Source organism: Paenarthrobacter sp. CC6 (assembly GCF_040560085.1).
GTDB lineage: Bacteria > Actinomycetota > Actinomycetes > Actinomycetales > Micrococcaceae > Arthrobacter > Arthrobacter nicotinovorans.
In genome coordinates this window covers 65838-86592 of record NZ_JARDAN010000005.1, presented here as the reverse complement: position 1 = coordinate 86592, position 20755 = coordinate 65838, and the positions used below count along the sequence as shown (strand labels likewise).

At 63.9% G+C, this 20755-nt stretch carries 17 protein-coding genes; 14 read left to right on the top strand and 3 right to left on the bottom strand.

Annotated features, from left to right (window positions below; genetic code table 11):
- Window positions 1-9: 9 nt before the first annotated feature.
- Window positions 10-1524 carry an LCP family protein gene (locus PV760_RS03000; protein ID WP_275778747.1) on the bottom strand — a complete coding sequence of 505 codons (1515 nt, stop codon included), beginning with the start codon at window positions 1522-1524 and terminating at the stop codon, window positions 10-12.
- A 105-nt stretch (window positions 1525-1629) separates the two neighbouring features.
- On the opposite strand from PV760_RS03000, the gene PV760_RS02995 reads away from it, so the two are divergent.
- From PV760_RS02995 to PV760_RS02975, 5 genes are all read left to right on the top strand, one after another.
- Complete coding sequence (locus PV760_RS02995) at window positions 1630-2508, top strand: cytochrome c oxidase assembly protein (protein ID WP_079581036.1); 879 nt, start codon at window positions 1630-1632, stop codon at window positions 2506-2508.
- Between the two features lie 61 nt (window positions 2509-2569).
- A complete protein-coding gene (gatC, locus tag PV760_RS02990) occupies window positions 2570-2866 on the top strand; it encodes an Asp-tRNA(Asn)/Glu-tRNA(Gln) amidotransferase subunit GatC (RefSeq protein WP_018777425.1) in 297 nt (98 codons plus the stop codon).
- A gap of 5 nt (window positions 2867-2871) precedes the next feature.
- Complete coding sequence (gene gatA / locus PV760_RS02985) at window positions 2872-4440, top strand: Asp-tRNA(Asn)/Glu-tRNA(Gln) amidotransferase subunit GatA (RefSeq protein WP_064721852.1); 1569 nt, start codon at window positions 2872-2874, stop codon at window positions 4438-4440.
- Entirely contained in the window at window positions 4440-5948 is a 1509-nt protein-coding gene (gene gatB, locus PV760_RS02980; RefSeq protein WP_018777427.1) for an Asp-tRNA(Asn)/Glu-tRNA(Gln) amidotransferase subunit GatB, read from the top strand. Before gatA ends, gatB begins: the two co-directional genes overlap by 1 nt.
- A gap of 74 nt (window positions 5949-6022) precedes the next feature.
- The gene (locus tag PV760_RS02975; protein WP_354627111.1) at window positions 6023-6670 is read left to right on the top strand and encodes a DUF5666 domain-containing protein; all 648 of its coding nucleotides are present in this window, start codon (window positions 6023-6025) and stop codon (window positions 6668-6670) included.
- Here PV760_RS02975 and PV760_RS02970 read toward each other — a convergent pair.
- Entirely contained in the window at window positions 6651-7676 is a 1026-nt protein-coding gene (locus PV760_RS02970; RefSeq protein ID WP_434328245.1) for a formylglycine-generating enzyme family protein, read from the bottom strand. The genes PV760_RS02975 and PV760_RS02970 overlap by 20 nt on opposite strands.
- A gap of 235 nt (window positions 7677-7911) precedes the next feature.
- Between PV760_RS02970 and PV760_RS02965 the strand changes: the two genes are divergently transcribed.
- The 5 genes from PV760_RS02965 (at window position 7912) to PV760_RS02945 (ending at window position 13963) form a co-directional block, all read left to right on the top strand.
- Window positions 7912-8946: an ABC transporter permease gene (locus tag PV760_RS02965; RefSeq protein ID WP_055975042.1), complete on the top strand. Its 1035-nt coding sequence runs from the start codon at window positions 7912-7914 to the stop codon at window positions 8944-8946.
- Between the two features lie 42 nt (window positions 8947-8988).
- Window positions 8989-9912 (top strand): carbohydrate ABC transporter permease, encoded by a 924-nt coding sequence (locus PV760_RS02960; RefSeq protein ID WP_018777431.1) that lies wholly within the window; start codon window positions 8989-8991, stop codon window positions 9910-9912.
- A 69-nt stretch (window positions 9913-9981) separates the two neighbouring features.
- Complete coding sequence (locus PV760_RS02955) at window positions 9982-11640, top strand: type 2 periplasmic-binding domain-containing protein (RefSeq protein ID WP_079581033.1); 1659 nt, start codon at window positions 9982-9984, stop codon at window positions 11638-11640.
- A 68-nt stretch (window positions 11641-11708) separates the two neighbouring features.
- The gene (locus tag PV760_RS02950; protein ID WP_026267123.1) at window positions 11709-12752 is read left to right on the top strand and encodes a LacI family DNA-binding transcriptional regulator; all 1044 of its coding nucleotides are present in this window, start codon (window positions 11709-11711) and stop codon (window positions 12750-12752) included.
- Between the two features lie 17 nt (window positions 12753-12769).
- On the top strand, window positions 12770-13963 hold the full coding sequence (locus tag PV760_RS02945; RefSeq protein ID WP_354627110.1) for a Gfo/Idh/MocA family protein: 1194 nt from the start codon (window positions 12770-12772) through the stop codon (window positions 13961-13963).
- 1 nt (window position 13964) lies between these two features.
- Here the strand turns inward: PV760_RS02945 and PV760_RS02940 are convergent, their stop codons facing one another.
- The gene (locus tag PV760_RS02940) at window positions 13965-14882 is read right to left on the bottom strand and encodes a LysR family transcriptional regulator (RefSeq protein WP_354627109.1); all 918 of its coding nucleotides are present in this window, start codon (window positions 14880-14882) and stop codon (window positions 13965-13967) included.
- 107 nt (window positions 14883-14989) lie between these two features.
- Here PV760_RS02940 and tdh point away from each other — a divergent pair, with 107 nt between their 5' ends.
- The 4 genes from tdh to hutI all read left to right on the top strand — a co-directional run bounded on the left by tdh (window position 14990) and on the right by hutI (window position 20646).
- A complete protein-coding gene (tdh, locus tag PV760_RS02935) occupies window positions 14990-16036 on the top strand; it encodes an L-threonine 3-dehydrogenase (RefSeq protein ID WP_018777436.1) in 1047 nt (348 codons plus the stop codon).
- Between the two features lie 63 nt (window positions 16037-16099).
- Complete coding sequence (locus PV760_RS02930; protein WP_055975054.1) at window positions 16100-17293, top strand: glycine C-acetyltransferase; 1194 nt, start codon at window positions 16100-16102, stop codon at window positions 17291-17293.
- 1005 nt (window positions 17294-18298) lie between these two features.
- A complete protein-coding gene (locus PV760_RS02925) occupies window positions 18299-19396 on the top strand; it encodes an NAD(P)/FAD-dependent oxidoreductase (protein ID WP_354627108.1) in 1098 nt (365 codons plus the stop codon).
- Between the two features lie 11 nt (window positions 19397-19407).
- Window positions 19408-20646 carry an imidazolonepropionase gene (hutI, locus tag PV760_RS02920; protein WP_055975056.1) on the top strand — a complete coding sequence of 413 codons (1239 nt, stop codon included), beginning with the start codon at window positions 19408-19410 and terminating at the stop codon, window positions 20644-20646.
- Window positions 20647-20755: the final 109 nt, after the last annotated feature.

Sequence of the window (20755 nt, the reverse complement as noted above, 5' to 3'; positions counted from 1 at the left end):
TGTAAATGATCAGCCTGCCGGGTTTGTTGCCTGGCAGGTCTGGTCATTTGCCGTTTGGCTCGGAATGCTTCCCTCCGCCGGGGCCGGGACCGGCTTGTCGCCCGAGGCAAAGTCCTCGCCTGCGTAGAGCTGGACGCCCTCAATGCCGGCGGCCTGCTGGACGCTGGTAGCCGGAAGTCCGAACATCGCGGCGATGTCGGTTGCGACGTCGTCGAAACCGGCCTGATAGTAAATCATCGTTTGGGTTTGTGGCTGGGCCTGCAGCCGGGTTGTCTTGGTGTAGCCGGCGGCGGCCAGCGTCGCGGCGATGGCATTGCTCCGGCCCGTCACGGAAGTGCCGTTGGCAACGGAAACCGGCTGGAGTGCTTTGTCGAAGGAAGGTTTGGCGGGCGGGCTGGAAGGCTCAGCCGTAGGGGCCGCACCCTGGCTGAGGTCGGCGCTCTGCCGGAGGGCGGAGAAAAGTTGCGACGCCGCCGGCTCCGCCAAGGCCAGCCGGTTGGGGTCGGACGGCGCGGGCACAGTAGGTACGGTGATGAAGTTGACCTTTGCGGGGTCGATGTTCTTGAGCCGGTCCGCGATGGTCAGCAGTGCCGGAACGGAGGACAAACCGGTGTCCACTGTGAGGTTGCTGGTCATCGTGTCAGCGATATCCAGCACTTTTTGCGGGTTGGTCAGTGTGCCTTCGGATTTGAGCTTGCGCACCAGCGAGCCAAGGAAGGCCTGCTGAGCCTGGATGCGGCCCAAGTCCCCGCCGTCGGCGAAAGCATGCCGGGTGCGCAGGAACGCCAAGGCCTGGTCGCCTTCCACCTGGGAGGTTCCCTTGGGAAGCCGGAGGCCGGAATCGGGATCGTAGACATCCGAGTTGACGCATACATCCACGCCTCCCACCTTGGTGGAGAGTTCCTTGACGGCATTGAAGTCCGCCATCATGAAGTGGTCGATTTCCAGGCCCGTTAGTTTGTTGACGGTATCCACGGCGCAGCCAATGCCGGCTTCGGCCATGGCGCTGTTGATCATCGCGTCCTCACGGGCAGCATGCTGCTGCTTGGTGGCCTGGTCCTGGCATTCAGGAACATCCACCATGAGGTCGCGGGGAAAGCTGATGACATTGACGTTGTTGTTGTCTGCCGAAATATCCACCAGCATCATGACGTCCGATTGACCGTAGCCCGAAGACTGGTCCGCCGTACCGTACTGGCTGTTCTTGCCGCTGCGGGTGTCGCTGCCCAGGACCAGGATCTGGAGCCGGTCCTTGCGGTCATCAACCGGGCCCTCGGTGCGGGCGCCTCCGGCTCCCAGCGCACTCGTGGAGATGTTGGACTGCAACCGCCACAACCAATAGCCGCCGAAGCACAGCACACCGAGGAGGACTGCGGCTATCACCAGGACGCCGAGCCGCAGCCAGCGGCGACGTTTACGGGTGGGCGAACCGAGGCTGCCGTCAACCAGGTTTCCCTGCCCGGGGTAGGCAGCAAGAGCTGGGTCGGAGCGGTTGGGGTCGGGACTTTCGTGACGACCTTGCACAGGGCCGGCCTTTCCTTGGGGGTCAGAAGCGGCTCATATTACTGAGCCATTCTGGGAATTTCCCCCATCGGCCAACTGCTCAGGCGGTGGGAATATCATGGGCTGGTGCCGCCACTTGAACTCCTTGGCAGTGCCTGGCGAATCGACTGGGCAGCCGTCGCAATGATCAGCACGTTTGGCGTGCTCTACGGCCTGGGGATCAGGGCCGCCACCAGGAACGGCCATAGATGGCCCCTCTGGCGGGCGGCTGCGTTCTACGGTCCCGGCCTGGGATCCATGGCTGTCCTTTGCTGCGGATTCACCGGGGTCTACAGTGCCGATCTTCGCTGGGCATTTACCCTCAAAGTCTCCTTGCTCCTTTTTGTCGTCCCACTGTTGCTGGGGCTGGGCCGGCCGATCACGCTGGCCCGTGCGGCACTGCCAGACACCGGCACAGCGGTGCTGAACGCAGTGCTGGCCCACCGCGTTGTGCGCTTCTTCAGCAACTCGCTGGCCGCCCCGCTGATCGGATTGGCGCTTTTCTCCACCTTCCTGACACCGGCCTTCCATGCGCTGCGTGCCGATCCGTTGGCCGAAACCCTGCTGACCGTCTGCATTCCCTTGCTGGGCCTCCTGATGGCCCTGCCCATCATCGAAGAAGCGGATTTCCAGCGCTCCAGCGCGTACATCACCCTGGAGTTCGTGTTCGTTTTCATTGAGCTTCTGGCAGATGCCGTGCCGGGTATCCTGCTGCGTCTCAACGGCCAGGTCCTGGACCACGTCATGACAACCCAGGCCATGGCGGGGTGGTTCCCGGACCCGCTACGCGACCAGCAACTGGCGGGGGATGTCCTCTGGTTCATCTGCGAAATCGTCGATCTGCCACTTATCATCCTCATGTTCATCCGTTTCTCCAGGAGTGACAAACGTGAGGCGCGCGGTTTCGATGAACTGACGGACGCGCAACTGGAGGAGCTGAACGCGCAGCACCTGAACCGGCGCTGAAGCCGGTGCACAGCCAAGTAGACTGGTTCGGAAAACCATTTGAACTTTGCAGGGGAGATCCATGGCTGCGATCAACCGTGACGACGTCGCGCATCTTGCGCGTCTGGCTCACATTGAAATGAGTGCCGAAGAACTGGACAGGATGGCTGTTGAGCTTGCTGTCATCGTGGATTCGGTGAAGAGCGTGAGCGAGGCTGCCGGGGACGATGTTCCAGCGACATCGCACCCGATTCCGTTGACCAACGTGTTCCGTGAGGACGTCGTGGGTCACACATTCACGGCCGAACAGGCGCTGTCCGGCGCTCCGGATGCTTTCGAGAACCGTTTCAAGGTCCCGGCAATTCTGGATGAGGACTAATCACTATGACTGAGCTGAAGAACGAACTCATCCGCCACTCCGCTGCCGACCTCGCAGCGAAGCTGGCCGCCCGCGAAGTTTCCGCCGTCGAGGTGACGCAGGCGCACCTCGACCGCATTGCCGACGTCGACGGTCAGGTTAATGCGTTCCTGCACGTTAACAGCGAAGAGGCTTTGGCCGTTGCCGCCGACGTCGACGCTGCCCGCGCTGCCGGCGGTGCCGCTGCCGAGGAACTGCACGCCCTTGCCGGCGTGCCGATCGCGGTCAAGGACCTCATTGTCACCATTGGCCAGCCGACCACCGCTGGTTCGAAGATCCTTGAGGGCTGGCACAGCCCGTATGACGCCACTGTGGTGAAGAAGCTTCGCGCGGCCAGGATGCCCATCCTGGGCAAGACCAACCTGGATGAGTTCGCCATGGGTTCCTCCACGGAGCACTCTGCGTTCGGGCCCACCCGCAACCCGTGGGACCTGGACCGCATCCCCGGCGGTTCGGGCGGTGGCTCCGCGGCCGCCGTCGCCGCTTTCGAAGCGCCCCTGGCGCTCGGCACGGACACCGGTGGTTCTATCCGCCAGCCCGGTGCCGTCACTGGAACCGTCGGCGTCAAGCCCACCTACGGCGCTGTTTCCCGCTACGGTGCCATCGCCATGGCGTCCTCGCTGGACCAGATCGGCCCGGTGTCCCGTACCGTGCTTGACTCGGCCCTGCTCCAGGAAGTCATTGGCGGTCACGACCCCTTCGACTCCACGTCCCTGACCGATCCGTTCAACAACCTGGTTGCCGCCGCCCGCGTGGGCAACGTCGCCGGGATGAGGATCGGCATCGTCAAAGAGCTGCACGGCGAGGGCTACCAGGCCGGCGTCGAGAACCGTTTCAACGAGTCGCTCCAGATCCTGAAGGACGCCGGTGCGGAAATCGTCGAGGTTTCCTGCCCCAACCTGAAGTACGCCCTGGGTGCCTACTACCTGATCATGCCGTCCGAGGTCTCCAGCAACCTGGCCAAGTTCGACGGCGTCCGCTTCGGCTTGCGAGTCCTGCCCAAGGACGGTCCGATGACCATCGAACGCGTGATGGGTGCCACCAGGGCTGCCGGCTTCGGCGATGAGGTCAAGCGCCGCATCATCCTGGGAACCTATGCGCTGAGCGCCGGTTACTACGACGCCTACTACGGTTCCGCGCAGAAGGTCCGCACCCTGATCCAGCGTGACTTCGACGCCGCTTTTGCCCAAGCCGATGTCCTGATCTCCCCGACGGCGCCCACCACGGCGTTCAAGCTGGGGGAGAAGCTTGATGATCCCTTGGCCATGTACCTGAACGACGTCGCCACGATTCCCGCGAACCTCGCCGGTATCCCCGGCCTGTCCCTGCCGGGTGGCCTGGCTGATGAGGACGGCCTGCCCGTCGGCATCCAGCTGCTGGCTCCGGCCCGCGAAGATGCCCGTCTGTACCGCGTGGGTGCGGTCCTCGAGTCCATCCTTGAAGAGAAGTGGGGCGGCCCGATTCTGGCGCAGGCGCCGGAACTGAAAAGTGCTGCCCTTGGCGCAACGTCCAACACCGCCGGAGGTTCCAACTAATGTCCGTCGACGCAACCCTGAGCTTCGAAGAAGCCATGGAGAAGTACGATCCCGTCCTGGGGTTCGAGGTCCACGTGGAACTCAACACCAAGACCAAGATGTTCTCCTCGGCACCCAACGTCTTCGGTGACGAGCCGAACACCAACGTCAACGAAGTTGACCTCGGCATGCCCGGCGTTCTTCCGGTGGTCAACAAGGCCGCTGTGGAGTCCTCCATCAAAATCGGGCTGGCTCTGAACTGCAAGATCGCCGAGTCCTGCCGCTTCGCCCGGAAGAACTACTTCTACCCGGACACCCCCAAGAACTTCCAGACCTCGCAGTACGATGAGCCGATCGCCTATGACGGTTACCTTGACATCGAGCTGGAGGACGGCACGGTCTTCCGCGTGGAGATCGAACGCGCCCACATGGAAGAGGACGCCGGCAAGCTGACCCACATGGGTGGCGCTGCGGGCCGTATCCAGGGCGCCGATTACTCCCTGGTGGACTACAACCGCTCCGGTGTGCCGCTGGTGGAAATCGTCACCAAGCCGATCGAGGGTGCCGGCAGCCGCGCCCCTGAACTCGCCAAGGCCTACGTCGCGGCCGTCCGCGAGATCGTGAAGAACCTCGGCGTCTCCGATGCCAAGATGGAGCGCGGCAACGTCCGTTGCGATGCCAACGTCTCGCTGCGGCCGCATGGCCGTGAACGCTTCGGCATCCGGTCGGAAACCAAGAACGTCAACTCCCTGCGCGCCGTCGAGCACGCCGTACGTTATGAAATCCAGCGCCACGCCGCGGTCCTTGAGTCCGGTGAACCGGTCATCCAGGAGACGCGCCACTGGCACGAGGACACGCGTTCGACGACGTCGGGCCGGCCCAAGTCCGACGCTGACGATTACCGCTACTTCCCGGAGCCGGACCTGGTTCCCGTTGTCGCTTCCCGCGAGTGGGTGGAGGAATTGCGCGCCACCCTTCCCGAGCCGCCTGCTGAGCGTCGCAAGCGCCTCAAGGAAGCCTGGGGCTACTCGGATCTGGAGTTCCGCGATGTCGTGAATGCCGGGGTCATGGACTCGATCGAGGAAACCATTGCCGCCGGCGCATCTGCCGATGTTGCCCGCAAGTGGTGGATGGGTGAGATCGTCGGCCGCGCCAAGGTGGCCGACGTCGATCCTTCCGAACTCGGCGTCACGCCGCAGGTCATCGTCGAGCTGAACAAGCTCGTCGAGGGCGGCAAGATCAACAACAAGATGGCCACGCAGGTCCTGGACGGCGTCCTCGCCGGCGAAGGAACTCCGGCGGAGATCGTTGAAAAGCGCGGCCTTGCGGTCGTGTCCGACGACGGTCCCCTCCTGGAAGCCATCGACGCCGCCCTGGCGGCACAGCCTGACGTCGCGGAGAAGATCCGTGGTGGCAAGATCCAGGCCATCGGCGCGATTGTTGGCGGCGTCATGAAGGCCACCCGTGGCCAGGCAGACGCAGGCCGTGTCCGCGAGCTCATCCTGGAGAAGCTCGGCGTCGAGGGCTAGACGCCTGTATTTCCCTACAAAGCAGGCCGCAGTTGATGCTGCGGCCTGCTTTGTTTTGGGCGCACAATGGATGCATGGCCACTCTCAAACCGGGCCTTCGGAAGGCCCTTCTTGCCGGCGGAATCGCTGTCACCTTGACCTGCGCCGGAGGCGCTGCCGTGTGGGCCGGCACTCAGAGCCCTTCAGGGACGCAGGGACCTTCAGCCACGCCAAGTTCCTCTGCTTCCGCCAAGCCATCCCAGGCGGCCCCATCCCAGGCGGCCCCATCCCAGGTGGCCCGGGGCCAGGCCATTCATGGCGAACACGTCGTCAAGCAGCCGGACGGGAGCTACCGGACCGTCCTCACCCAGGCCGGAACCATAGATTCGGTGAGTGGCTCCGACATCACGGTGAAGAGCGAAGACGGCTTCACCCAGGGGTATGCGATCACCACCGACACAAGGATCGCCAGGATTCCCGCTGACGTGTCGCAGCTCCGCAACGGCAATGGCAACGGCAAGAGCAAGCCTGCATTGCCGTCGGTGACGGCTGCCGAGCTGAAAGCCGGTGACAAGGTCCACATCAGCGGCATCAAGGACGGCGGCACCGTGACCGCAACAAAGATCGTCGCCGGTGAGCTGCCGGCCGGCATCAAGGGTGGGCAGGGCCTCATGGGTGGGCACGGTCTCATGGGCGGGCACCGCGGGCACGGACCCAGGCAGGCTACAGAGCTACGGTCCTGAAGCCGAGGTTCGCGCTGGCCGAGTCCGGTGTGTTTGAGCTTCGTGCGGCCAGGCGGTAGCGGTTGCAATAGGAGTCGTGGCAGAGGTACGAGCCGCCCCGCATCACCTTGCCCCGGCCGATGGTAGGCCCTTGCGGGTTCTCCACCGTTCCTTGTGCCAGGCACGTTTTGTAGTACTTGGGCAGGAACCAGTCGCTGCACCATTCCCACACGTTCCCGCTGGTTTGGTAGAGACCGTAGCCGTTGGGGGCAAAGGACCGCGCGGGGGCTGTGGTGAGATAGCCGTCGTCGAGGTCGTTGCGGGCCGGGAAGTCGCCTTGCCAGATGTTGCAATGGTGGGCCGCCTGTCCCGGCGCGTCACTGTGCAGTTCGTTGCCCCAGGGGTAGCGCTGCCCGGACAGTCCTCCGCGGGCTGCGTACTCCCATTCGGCTTCGGTGGGCAGCCGGCGGCCGGCCCATCCGCAGTAGGCGAGGGCATCGTTGTGCGACACATGGGTCACCGGGTGGTCCGCGGCTTCGCTCCAGTGGGAAAGCGGACCGGCAGGGTGGGCCCAGTCGGCTCCGCGGACATTCAGCCACCACGGGACGTTTCCGACGCTGTTGAGTATGTCCTTCTTGTCCGCTTTGACAGCCAAGTGGAACACGGCCGATGTCCCGAAGATCTCCGACTCGGTGCGGTATCCGGTGGCATCGATGAATGCCGCGAATTCCTGGTTGGTGACGGTTGTGGCGCTGATCCTGAAAGCCGGCATCCGAACCTGGTGCACCGGGGACTCGCCGTCGGCCTCATAGCCTTCTCCGAACGGGTCGCCCATGGCGAAAGTCCCCGCCAAAATCTGGACGTCGCCGCCCGTGGCCGCGGGGGTGGGAGGCTTTCCCTGCCCGGATATCCCGACGCCGGTGTCCGCGCCGGTGCCGCCACTCGCCTGGGACAGGGGCAAAGACGGCTTGGGCGTCGAATGATCCCTGGCACCCGGGCCCGGGGCACAACAATCTGCCACACCCATCTCCTTTGTTCCACGCGGCTTTGTTCCACGCGGCGCGGGCTTCCCGCCGCGCGCCCCGCTCAACACATCCTACTGGCACCTACCTGCCGTCGAAAATGATGAAAGCTGATTTCTGCGAGCTGTTTCGATCATGATCTTGCAAAAAGAGACAAGCGTCACTTATGGTTTGTTAAACGGTTAACGAGCGTGGCTTGAATCACATTGATGGCTTTCGCTCAACACTTGAGGAGACAGCATGAACTCGACGACGGAACAGGCTCCGGCATTGCCCGAAGCTCGCCGAGTCCCCGCCCGGGCAGGTGGAAAGACCGCCGGAGCCGGTGCGAAGAAGCGGAAAAGGAACAAGGTCCCGCAGCAGAGCTTCCGGTCCCGGCTGAGGCGGGACAAACAGATGCTGCTCATGATGGTCCCGGGAGTGCTCTTCCTTCTGCTCTTCTTCTACATCCCCATCCTTGGCAACGTCATCGCCTTCCAGGACTACCAGCCATACCTCGGCATCGGTGACAGCCTCTGGGTTGGCTGGCAGAACTTCGTGGACCTGTTCGGCAACCCCGACTTCATCCACGCCTTCTGGAACACCCTGTACCTGGCGGCCTGGCAGTTGGTCTTCCTCTTCCCGGTGCCGCTGGTACTGGCCCTGATTGTGGATTCGCTCGTCAGCACGCGGGTCCGGAAGGTTTTCCAAAGCATCGCGTACCTCCCGCACTTCCTGTCCTGGGTACTGGTTATCGCGTTCTTCCAGCAGATGCTGGGCGGGGCCGGCTTCGTCAACAACCTGCTCCGTGACTGGGGCATGGAGCCCATTCCCTTCATGACCAACCCGGAGACCTTCCCCGTGATGGTCGTGGTCCAGATGATCTGGAAGGACGCCGGCTGGGCAATGATCATCTTCCTCGCAGCCCTGGCCAGCATCGATGCCTCGCTGTATGAAGCCGCCGCCGCCGACGGTGCCGGCAGGTGGCGGAGGATGTGGCACATTACCCTCCCCGGCTTGCGGCCCGTGATCGTGCTCCTTCTCATCCTGCGCATCGGCGACATCCTCTCGGTCGGATTCGAGCAGTTCATCCTGCAACGGGACGCCGTCGGAGCCGGCGCGGCCGAGGTCCTGGACACCTTCACCTACTACACCGGCGTAGTGGGTGGCGGGTGGAGTTCGGGTGCGGCTGCCGGCCTGGCCAAGGGCGTTGTCAGTGCCCTGCTGATCTACGGAGCCAACAAACTTGCCCACCGCTTTGGCGAAGACGGAATCTTCGCAAAACAAGCGCGCTGAAAGTCATGCCAGCCCGCGGGGCTGCCGCACAAGGAGAATTTCATGGCAACACCATTGTTTAGCAAGAAACCCCGGGAACTGACGTACAACCCCAAGCGCCCGGTGTGGAAAGAAAAGCCATCTGCGCTGTACCAAACGGTCAAGGCAGTGGTCCTGGTCGTGTTCAGCTTGTCCATCCTCACTCCCATCCTGCTGGTGGTCTCAACGTCCCTGGCCGATACGGAGCAGTTGGTCAAGGCAGGAGGCTTCGTCCTCTGGCCCGAACGCCCCACGCTGGAGGCCTACGCCACCATCTTCAAGGGCCCCATGGTCCTGCAATCCCTCGGGGTGAGCGTGCTGATCACCGCGGTCGGCACCATTCTGGCGCTGTTCGTGACCATCACCATGGCCTATGCCACCAGCCGTTCGGTCCTCTTCGGCAGGCCCGTCATCCTGGCAGTGCTCTTCACGCTGCTCTTCGCACCGGGACTGATCCCGTCGTTCCTGATGATCCGTCAACTCGGCCTGCTGGACTCCCTGTGGTCGCTGATCCTTCCAGGCATCTTTGGAGCCTTCAACTTTGTGGTGATGCGCTCGTTCTTCATGAACATTCCGGGCGAACTGATCGAAAGTGCCAGGATCGACGGCGCCAACGACTGGCAAATCCTGTGGCGCATCGTGATGCCGCTCTCCAAAGCCGTGATCGCCGTCGTCGGCCTCTTTTACGCGGTGGGCTTCTGGAACTCATTCTTCAACGCCCTCCTCTACATCAACGACCACAGCAAATGGCCAATCCAGCTGTTGCTCCGCAACTTCGTGGTCCAGGGGAGCGGGGCGGCCGACCAGCTCGGCATCACCACAACCCCTCCGCCGCAGTCCATCCAAATGGCAGTGGTGGTCGTAGCCCTGGTTCCCATCCTGATGGTCTACCCGTTCCTCCAAAAGCACTTTGCCAAGGGCGTCATCACCGGCGCCGTCAAGGGCTAACCCGCACCCGCGGAGCCCGAAAGAACTGAAACCCACACCATGAAGCAAATAACCAGAAAGGGTTATGCCATGACGAGCACTTCCTCACAGGCTGGATTCAGCCGCCGCGGTTTCCTTGGCCTCGCGGGCCTGGCCGTGACCGCAGCCGGATTGTCCGCCTGCGGTGGCGGCGGAGCCGGCGGCAACGGAGGCGCCGCTGCCTCCGCTTCGGTCAAGTTGCCCACCTATAAGGAATTCACCGGCGTCACCCCGGACATCGCCGGCAACGCCAAGGGCCTGCAGTCCGGCTACTTCAAGCTGCCCACAGCCGTGCAGTCCGTGAAGACGCCCCCGCTCAAGGGCAAGGTCACCGGCTTGACCGAAACCTTCGACACCATGAGCCCCGGCCTGAAGGACAATCCTTTCTGGCAGCGGCTCAACACCAAGCTCGGCGGCGACCTGGAACTGCAGATCGCCGAAGATATCGGAGACGGCTACCCTGCGAAGTTCGCTACCGTCCTGGCCAGCAACGACCTCCCGGACATGATGTGGGTTCCGCCGAACCAGGGCATTCCCAACGTCGGTCCCATGCTTGAAGCCAAGTTCCAGGACCTGACGCCGTACCTTTCAGGCGACGCCGTCCTTGAGTACCCCAACCTGGCCGCACTGAAGCCCGATTCCTGGAAGACCGCCGTCGTGAACGGCAAGATCTGGGGAGCGCCCATCCCGAGCACCCCGTTCGGACAGGTATACGTAGGCAATCACGATGTCTGGTCGCAAGTGGGCGGCTTTGAAGCGGCCAATGCCGATGAATTCCTGGACAAAGCCAAGGAATTGACGCGACCGGGGGACCAGCAATACGCCCTGGAACCGGCCTACATCAACGCCCTGCACATGGTGACTGAGTGGTTCGGCGCCCCGAACAGCTGGGCCGTCAACAAGGACCGTACCCTGACACACCTGTACGAGACCGACGAATACCTGGCCGGCGTCGAGTTCACCGCCAAAATGTTCGCAGCAGGTGTCTTCTACCCGGACTCCAAGGCCACTGATATCCGTTCCCGCGTGGCCAACGGCAGCGTGGCGGCGCAGGTTGTCGTGGGTCCACACGACATCCGCAGCTACCGTGCGCTGAACAAGGACGTACAGTTCGACATCCTGATCCCCTTCAGCGCCGACGGCAAGGTCAAGCCTGTCTATGACATGGGCTATGGCACGGTTGGATTCACCCCGTTCAAGAAGGCCGACGAAGGCAGGATCCGCGAACTGCTGGCACTCATCAACTACCTGTCGGCACCCTTCGGCACCGTCGAGTACATGCAGAAGAACTTCGGCGAGCTCGGCCAGGACTACACCATCGATGCCGCCGGCAACCCGGTCCGCACGGAAACCGGGACCACCAACGCACCCGGCCTGGTGTCGGCGTTGAACATCATGTCCAGCCCGGAAAACGTCATCTTCAACCCCGGATTCGACGACGACACCCGCTACGTCAGCCAGCAGGAGGAGAAACTCCTCGAGTTCGCCTGGCGCAACCCCACCAACGGTTCCTACTCGGATACCAACGCCAAGGTGGGTGCCAAGATCACCAAGCAGCTGCGCGACAAAGTGGTGGACATCATCACAGGCCGGGCGAAGATCGACGAGCTCAAGGACGCGGTCAAGCGCTGGAAGAGCGAAGGCGGGGACAAGATGCGCGATGAGTACCAGGCCGCGTTGGACCCCAACGCGCCAGTCTTCCGAAGCTAGGCCGCTTCAGGAGCTAGCCTCGACACAGAATGGCGTGACCAGAGATCAGCGAACAAGCAGGGGGAACCATGGCAAAAGCGAGCAGCACCGGAGTAAGGCCCACCATTCGAATGGTGGCCGAACTGGCCGGCGTCTCCACCGCCACGGTGTCCTATGTGTTGTCAGGGCGGCGCGGTGACGGCGGACCAGGCGTTTCGGATCCGACGGCGGAAAAGGTCAAGGCTGCTGCCGAGCGGCTCGGCTACCGCCCCAACCAGGCGGCCCGGGCCATCCGGACGGGCCGCACGAACACCGTGATCCTGTCGCTGACCATGCTCTCCGATCCTTGGTCGTTGTCCGTCATCGAAGCCGTGCAGAAGGCCGCGGTCCCGCTGGGAATCACGCCGATGATCCTCGGCGATGCTGACTGGGTCAAAGTACTCGGCACACACAACGCAGACGCGGTGTTCGTCGATGCTGTCCGCGAGAACCAGCGCGATGACCTGCGCAAACTCGCGGAACGCGGGACCACCCTGGTGGTTTTCGACGAGGTCCTGGAAGCGGACGGCTTCGATGTCATCCGTTCCATTGCCGGCCCCGGCTGCCGGATGGCCGTGGAGCACCTGCTCCACGGCCACCGGCAGATCGCTTGCCTGACTCCGGCAACGGCGGCGGGCACCTCCGGCGGATCGCGGTACCGGGCCTACTCGGAAGCCTTGGCCTCGGCCGGCATCCCGGAGCGGCAGGACTATGTGGGGCTCTTCGATGGGACCACAGCCAGTGCCTATGCCGCTGCCACCCGGCTCCTCAGCCTGCCGGACCGTCCCACCGCCATCTACGCCACCACGGACTACGCGGCGGTCAGTGCCATCAATGCAGCACAGCGCCTGGGGCTCGGGGTCGGCGTGGATGTGGACATCATCGGTGTCGGCAACACAGTGGAGGGTGAGCGGATGTCGCCCTCGCTCAGCACCGTTGGTCCCGTGGACTTCTTCGACAAGCTCGCCCGGCGGCTCTTGAAGCGTGCTGCCAGCCACGGCGAACACGACGAGCCCGCCGTCCTCGACTTCCCCTGGCATCTGTTCGTGCGCGAATCGGCGCCCCACCGCAGCACCGCCACCAGACTTTACTAAGAAACAGCAGAAGGAAAATGCACACCATGGATAAGGATTTGAAGGTCGGAATCGTAGGATTCGGCCTGCGTTCGGGGTTGTGGAAGCACGCCCACAAACCCGGCAACGGCTCCGAGGTCACCATCATCTGCGACCTCAGTGAACGCGGCAGAGCCGATGCTGCCCAGCGCATTCCCACAGCCCGCATCACTGCCGACCTCGATGAACTGCTGGCCAGCGGCCTGGACGCCGTACTGGTCCTGACCCCCGATAGCCAGCACGCCGCCGTCGCGGTCCGGACGCTCAAGGCGGGCATCCCCACCTTCTGCGAAAAGCCCCTCGACATCACGGTTGAGGCCGCGGACCTGATCCTCAGCACGGCTTTCGAAACCGGCACACGCCTGTACGTCGGCCACAACATGCGCCACATGCCGGTGGTAGTACAGATGCGCCAACTCATCGAGGAAGGCAGGATCGGGGACGTCAAAGCGGTCTGGTGCCGCCACTTCGTCGGCCACGGCGGGGACTACTACTTCAAGGACTGGCACGCCCAGCGCGCCAACGTCACGTCCCTCCTGCTTCAAAAGGGCGCCCACGACATCGACGTCATCCACTGGCTCGCCGGTGGCTACACCAAGCGGGTTGCCGCCGTCGGAGATCTGGCTGTCTATGGTGATGTCGCCAACCGTGCCGACAACACCGGCAAACGCATGGGGGACTGGTTCTCCCTGGACAACTGGCCGCCGACGGAGCAGAAGGATCTGGCGGAAGTGATCGACGTCGAGGACATTTCCATGATGAACATGGTCCTGGACAACGGTGTGCTGGCCTCCTACCAGCAGTGCCACTTCACCCCGGACTACTGGCGCAACTACACGATCATCGGAACCAAGGGCCGGATCGAGAACCTGGGCGATGGACCGGGAGAAACCATCAATGTGTGGACTTCCCGGACATCGGGATATGCGGCACCGGATGAGGTCATCACCATCCAGGACGGCGAGGGCGGCCACGGCGGCGCCGACCCGCGCCTGATCGAGGAGTTCCTCCGCTTCGCGTCGGAGGGCGGGCAGACGCAAACCAGCCCCATTGCTGCACGGCAGGCGGTGGTTGCCGGCATCCTCGCGGCAGAATCGCTGCGGGGCGACGGCTCAGCGCGAGAGGTCCCGGAACTCCCGGCCGAACTGGTGGCCTACTTCGACGCCGGCCAGCCCGTCCTGGTCCGCGACTGACCTAGCGGGGTGAGGAAAGCCCGGTCATGACGGTTTGAAGTGACTCGCAAACCGTCATGACCGATTTCCGTTTCAGCGTTTCCGGACGGGCCAGGATGTCGATTTTGCGCACCGAGTTCACGCCGGACAACGGGCGCAGCACCACGCCGGCGTCCAGGACACGCCGGGCCGTGAAGCGCGGGAGCAGCCCGATCGCGCCGCCGGTCGAGACGAGCGCGGCCACTGTTGAGTAGTCGTTGATGCGGTGCAGGACCTCCGCAGGCCTCCCGCTCACGGCAACGACGGCGGCGAGCACGTCCGCGGGGGAGTAACCGTCGCGGCTGGTCACCCAGGGTTCATCCACGACGTCGGAAGGCTCCAGTTCGCGGCGGGATGCGAGTGGGTGATCCGCCGGAAGCGCGATGTCCAGCGGCTCGTCGGCCAGTGGGATCACCGCGACTTTGTCCTCCGGCCATTGCGGGCTGTTGTCCATGCGATGCGCCAAAACCAGGTCGTACCGTGCTGCCAACCCCGGGAAATCCTCCTGCGCCACGTCCTCGTCGGCGAGGCGCAGGCGAGGCGAGTTCCCGCCGTCGGACGCCAACAGCGCTGCCAGCGGCGCGAACAGCGCCTGCCCTGCGCTGTGGAAGGCGCTCACGCTGACCGGCGCGTCGGGAGCATCGTGATACGCGCCGATCGCTGCCCGCGCGTCTGCCATGGCATTTACGACGGCGGCGCCCGCCTCGGCCAGCACGCGGCCCGCGTCGGTCAGGACCAGGGCGCGGCCCTCCTTCCGTGTCAACGGCACGTCCACGGACCTTTGGAGCAGGGCGAGCTGTTGCGACACGGCCGAAGGAGTGACCATGAGTGTCTCTGCTACCGCCTTGACGCTGCCCAGGTCGCCGAGCTCACGGAGCATCTGCAGCTGATGAATTTCCATTAGCAAATCCTAAATCGTTGATTGAGAAGAATCTAGTTGTGCTAAATCGTTGCCGGGGCTTCAATGGACTCAGCAGCAGTGAAGCAGCCCCAGCAGTGAGGAATCCCATGAAGGCTCTCTACAAATCCGGACCCCACGCCGGTTTCGAACTCGTCGACCGTCCGGAACCTGAAGCGGGCGCAAGCGACGTCAAGATCCGCGTGATGACCACCGGAATCTGCGGCACGGACCTCCACATCCAGAGCTGGGACGCCTGGGCGCAGAGCATCATCGAAACCCCCTTGATCGCAGGCCACGAGTTCTACGGTGAAGTAGTTGAAGTCGGCGAGGACGTCCGCGACGTCAAGGTCGGCGACCGCGTCTCCGGCGAAGGGCACGTAGTCTGCGGAATCTGCCGCAACTGCCGCGCCGGACGCCGCCAGATGTGCATCCACACGGTCTCCGTGGGCGTGCAGCGTGATGGCGCGTTCGCCGAATACGTCGTGATCCCGGAGACGAACGTCTGGGTCCACCATGACGAATCCGTCACCCCTGAGCTCGGCGCCATCTTCGACCCCTTCGGCAATGCCGTCCACACCGCCTTGAGCTTCCCGCTGGTCGGCGAAGACGTGCTCATCACCGGCGCCGGCCCGATCGGGCTGATGGCCATCGCTGTGGCCCGGCACGCCGGTGCACGCAAGATCGCCATCACCGACGTCTCCGCACCGCGCCTGGAACTCGCGCGGCAGATGGGCGTGGACCTCGCCGTCGACGTTTCCAAGATGCGCGTCCGCGAGGCACAGCAGGAACTGGGGATGCGCGAAGGCTTTGATATCGGTCTTGAAATGTCGGGACACCCCACGGCACTGCCTGAGATGATCGACAACATGAACCACGGCGGACGCATCGCCATGCTCGGCCTTCCCAGCCAGTCCATCGACATCGACTGGGGCAAGGTTGTCACCCACATGCTGACGCTCAAGGGAATTTACGGTCGCGAGATGTTCGAGACCTGGTACGCCATGAGCGCCATGCTCTCGTCCAACCCCGTGCTGCACCGCAGCATCTCCGCCGTCGTCACCGACAAGCTGTCCGCAGCCGACTGGGAAAAGGGCTTCGAAATCGCCCGCAACGGCACCGGCGGCAAAGTGGTCCTCGACTGGACCGAACTGTAAACCGGACCGAACCGCCACCCGGACCGAACTGCAACCCGGACCGCCAAAGACTTAGGAGCACCCATGTATTCAGCCATCAAAGACCAGCTGCAGGGCGAACTCGACGAGATCCGCACCGCCGGCCTCTTCAAGACCGAACGCCACATCGATTCCCCGCAGGCAAGCCACATCGCCGCCGGCCAGCTCGGCCAGCCGGCCAACAAGGTCCTGAACTTCTGCGCCAACAACTACCTGGGCCTGGCCGACCACCCGGACATCATCGCCGCCGCCAAGTCCGCCATGGACGAGCGTGGCTTCGGCATGGCTTCCGTTCGGTTCATCTGCGGCACCCAGGACCTCCACCTGGAACTTGAGGCACGTGTATCGAAATTCCTCGGCACGGAGGACACAATCCTGTTCTCCAGCTGCTTCGACGCCAACGGCGGTGTCTTTGAGTCCCTGTTCGGCCCCGAGGATGCCATCATCTCGGACTCGCTGAACCATGCGTCCATCATTGACGGCATCCGCCTGAGCAAGGCCAAGCGGTTCCGCTACGCCAACCAGGACATGGCAGACCTTGAAGCCAAGCTGGTCGAAGCCGAGGGCTCACGCCGCAAGATCATCGTCACCGATGGCGTGTTTTCCATGGACGGGTACCTCGCTCCGCTGGAAGCCATCTGCGATCTCGCCGAGAAGCACGACGCCCTGGTCATGGTTGATGACTCCCACGCCGTCGGTTTCATGGGCCCCACCGGTGCCGGCACGCCCGAGCACGCCGGTGTCTCCGAGCGTGTCGACATCTACACGGGAACCTTCGGCAAGGCCCTCGGCGGGGCTTCGGGCGGATACGTTTCCGGCCGCGGCGAAATCGTCGCCATGCTGCGCCAAAAAGCCCGCCCGTACCTGTTCTCCAACTCCCTCGCCCCGGCCATTGTTGCGGCCACCATCAAGGCGATCGAGCTCGTCCAGGAATCCGGAGAATTGCGCACCCGCCTCTTCGAGAACGCCGCGCTGTTCCGCCGCCGCATGAGCGAGGAAGGTTTCGAACTCCTCGACGGCGAACACGCCATCATCCCCGTCATGTTTGGCGATGCCGTGGTGGCCGCGAAGATCGCTGACGAGATGCTCAACAATGGTGTCTTCGTCACCGCATTCAGCTTCCCCGTAGTGCCGAAGGGCGTGGCACGGATCCGGGTGCAGCTTTCGGCCGCGCACAGTGCTGACGACGTCGAAGCGTGCGTCCAAGCGTTCGTCAAGAGCCGCGCCGCCGTCGCCTAACAGCGCTCGCTCACATCCCGCGTGCTTGCCCGCGACGCTTCTTCACGTCCCGCGTGCTTGATCCCGACGCTCGCTCACGTCCCGCGTGCTTGCCCGCGACGCTCGCTCACGTCCCGCGTGCTTGGTTCCGACGCTCACTCAATTCCTTCTAACAAGTGAGTAAGCGTTGGGGTTTAAGGGGCTGTTATGTGAGTGAGCGTTGGGGTTTAAAGGCCTGTTTCGTGAGTGAGCGTTGGTAGTTGGTGCTGCCCGGACAGGCGACGTCGACGGCGGTGCGTGCGTTCGGGTCGTCGTCAACAGTCGCGCCGCGGTCACCCCTCCGAACGCTTCCTCACATCCCTACGGTTTCCTGCCGTCGCTTCCTCACATCCCGCGTGCTTGCCCGCGACGCTCGCTCACTTCCTTCTAACAAGTGAGTAAGCGTTGGGTTTAAGGGGCTGTTATGTGAGTGAGCGTTGGGGTTTAAAGGCCTGTTTCGTGAGTGAGCGTTGGTAGTTGGTGCTGCCCGGACAGGCGACGTCGACGGCGGTGCGTGCGTTCGGGTCGTCGTCAACAGTCGCGCCGCGGTCACCCCCCAAACGCTTCCTCACATCCCTACGGTTTCCTGCCGTCGCTTCCTCACGTCCCGCGTGCTTGATTCCGACGCTTCCTCACGTCCCGCGTGCTTGCCCGCGACGCTCGCTCACTTCCTTCTAACAAGTGAGTGAGCGTTGGGGTTTAAGGGGCCGTTATGTGAGTGAGCGTGGGGGTTTAAAGGCCTGTTTCGTGAGTGAGCGTTGGTAGTTGGTGCTGCCCGGACAGGCGACGTCGACGGCGGTGCGTGCGTTCGGGTCGTCGTCAACAGTCGCGCCGCGGTCAGCCCTCCAAACGCTTGCTCACATCCCTCGGGTTTCAAGGCATCCCTCTATCGCTTTTCCCAAGAAAGTGAGCGAGCGATCCCGGGAAGCCCGTGGGATGTGAGCGAGGATCGCTGGCGGTTCAGCGGGCTTCTGACAGGATGGATCCATGGCTTCGAATTATGACGTGGTAATCGTTGGTGGCGGTATCGCCGGGCTGTCCTTGGCGGCGGCATTGGCGGGCAAATGCACAGTAGCTCTGGTGGAAGCTGAGCAATCCCTGGCCTTCCACACTTCTTCACGCTCGGCCCGTCAACTGATCCCCAGCTACGGGCCGCCGGTGGTGCAGGAGCTGACTCTCCGGACCTTGGAATTGATGGCCGCCCGCGACGCCCGGGCAACGGAGCCGATCCTCACTCCGCGAGGCTTCATGCTGGTGGGGGATGAGGAGACGGTGAGTGCCGAGGCCAGTGGCAACATGCACCGTATCACCCACGCTGAGGCAATGGACCTGTGCCCTGTCCTCGCCCCGGATTCCTTCACTGCCGCAGGACTCGACAACGGCTCGTTCGGATGTAATGCTCCACTGCTGCTCGACGAACACCGGCGCACCGCAGAGGCCGCAGGCGTGGACATCATCACCGGTGCCAAGGTCCATTCGGCCCAGCGCTTGGGGAGTGGCTGGCAGGTGGGCGCCGGCACCGAAGGGTTCCAGTCCGGCGTCGTGGTGAATGCGGCCGGTGCCTGGGCAGATGAGCTGGCAGTCATCAGCGGCGTGGAGAAGCTGGGGCTTCAGCCGTTCCGGCGGACCGCCGCAATCGTGAACGTCCGGAATCCGCTGACGCCGGAAACGCCCATGGTGTGCGCGGCGGATGATTCCTTCTACTTCCGGCCTGAAGGCAAGCAAGTGTTGATCTCGCCGTCAGAGCACGTTCCCAGCGGTCCGGAAGACGCGAAACCACAGCCCGGGGACGTTGAAAGCCTCATCTCCAGGCTCAACAGCGTGACAACGTTGGGCATCCAGTCCGTGGACCGCGCTTGGACCGGCCTGCGGACCGAGGCCGCCGACGGCATCCCGGTGGTGGGATTCGACGCCGAAGCACCCGGCTTCTTCTGGCTGGCCGGACAGGGCGGCTACGGTTTCCAGACGTCCTCTGCCATCGCTGAACTGGCTGCGGCCCTCATCCTTGGCACCGTCGAGGCGGAGAGTCCGGAATCCCGGACAGCGGAGCAACTCGCGGCCACCCGTTGGTCCATCCGGCGCTGAACAATAGGCATATGAGCGGAACCACACCAGCCAGCACACTCATTACCAACATCGGCGAGCTGATGACCCAGGACCTGGAGCACCGGGTCCTCACGGATGCGGCCATCGTCTTTGAAGGCGAACGGATTTCCTGGATCGGGTCCCGCCAGGACGCTCCGGCCGCCGATGAAAAAGTCGACGCCGAAGGCCGCGCCGTCCTGCCTGGCTGGGTCGATTCGCATTCCCACCTTGTCTTCGCGGGGGACCGCACCGCCGAGTTCGAGGCCCGCATGGCCGGGCAGAGCTACAGCGCGGGCGGCATCGCCGTGACCACGGGAGCTACGCGCAGTGTCAGCGACGACGAACTCAGCCGCCTCGTGCGGGACCGGGTCAAAGAGGCGGTCTCCCAGGGGACCACCTACTTGGAGAGCAAGACGGGCTACGGGCTGGACGTGGACAACGAAGCCCGCAGCGCCAGGATCGCCGCGGCCGAGGTCGACGAGGTCACGTACCTCGGCGCGCACCTGGTCCCCGCCGGTTCGGACCCTGAGGAGTACACGGACCTGGTCTGCGGTGCCATGCTCGACGCCGTCCTCCCGCACGTCCGCTGGGCAGACGTCTTCTGCGAGCGCGGCGCTTTCACCGAAGACCAGTCCCGTCGCGTCCTGACGGCGGCCCGCAACGCAGGTCTCGGCCTGCGGGTCCACGGCAACCAGCTCGGCGAGGGGCCGGGTGTGGCGCTGGCCGTGGAGTTCGCGGCTGCGAGTGTGGACCACGTGAACTACCTTTCGGACAAGGACATCGCCGCCCTCGCGGAAACCTGGACCGGCTGGGACGCCGCTACAGGCAACGGAGCACGGGGCACGGTTGCCACCTGCCTTCCGGCTTGCGATCTCTCCACCCGCCAGCCTTTGGCGCCTGGGCGTGAATTGATCGACGCCGGCGTGCAGATCGCGCTGGCGGCCAACTGCAACCCTGGAACGTCGTACACCACGTCCATGGCTTTCTGCGTCACCACAGCGGTTCTCCAGATGCACTTGAGCGTCCACGAGGCCGTCCGCGCGGCGACGTACGGCGGCGCCTTGGCGTTGGGCCGGGAGTCCGGGAACGACGTCGACGGCGAACGGGCGGTGGGTTCGCTCGCCGTCGGCCACCGGGCTGACCTGCACATGCTGAAGGCACCGTCGGCGACCCACCTGGCGTACCGTCCGGGAGTCCCGTTGACGCACTCGGTGTGGCGGGCGGGCGTGCGCGCGTTCCAACAACAGTAAAGGCGCCACAGCAAAGAGATGACGGCAAAGGGATAACAGTAAAGAAGGGCGGTGTTCCGGTAGGAACACCGCCCTCCTTTGCTGTTGCGTGGAAAGACTGTTGCGCGAA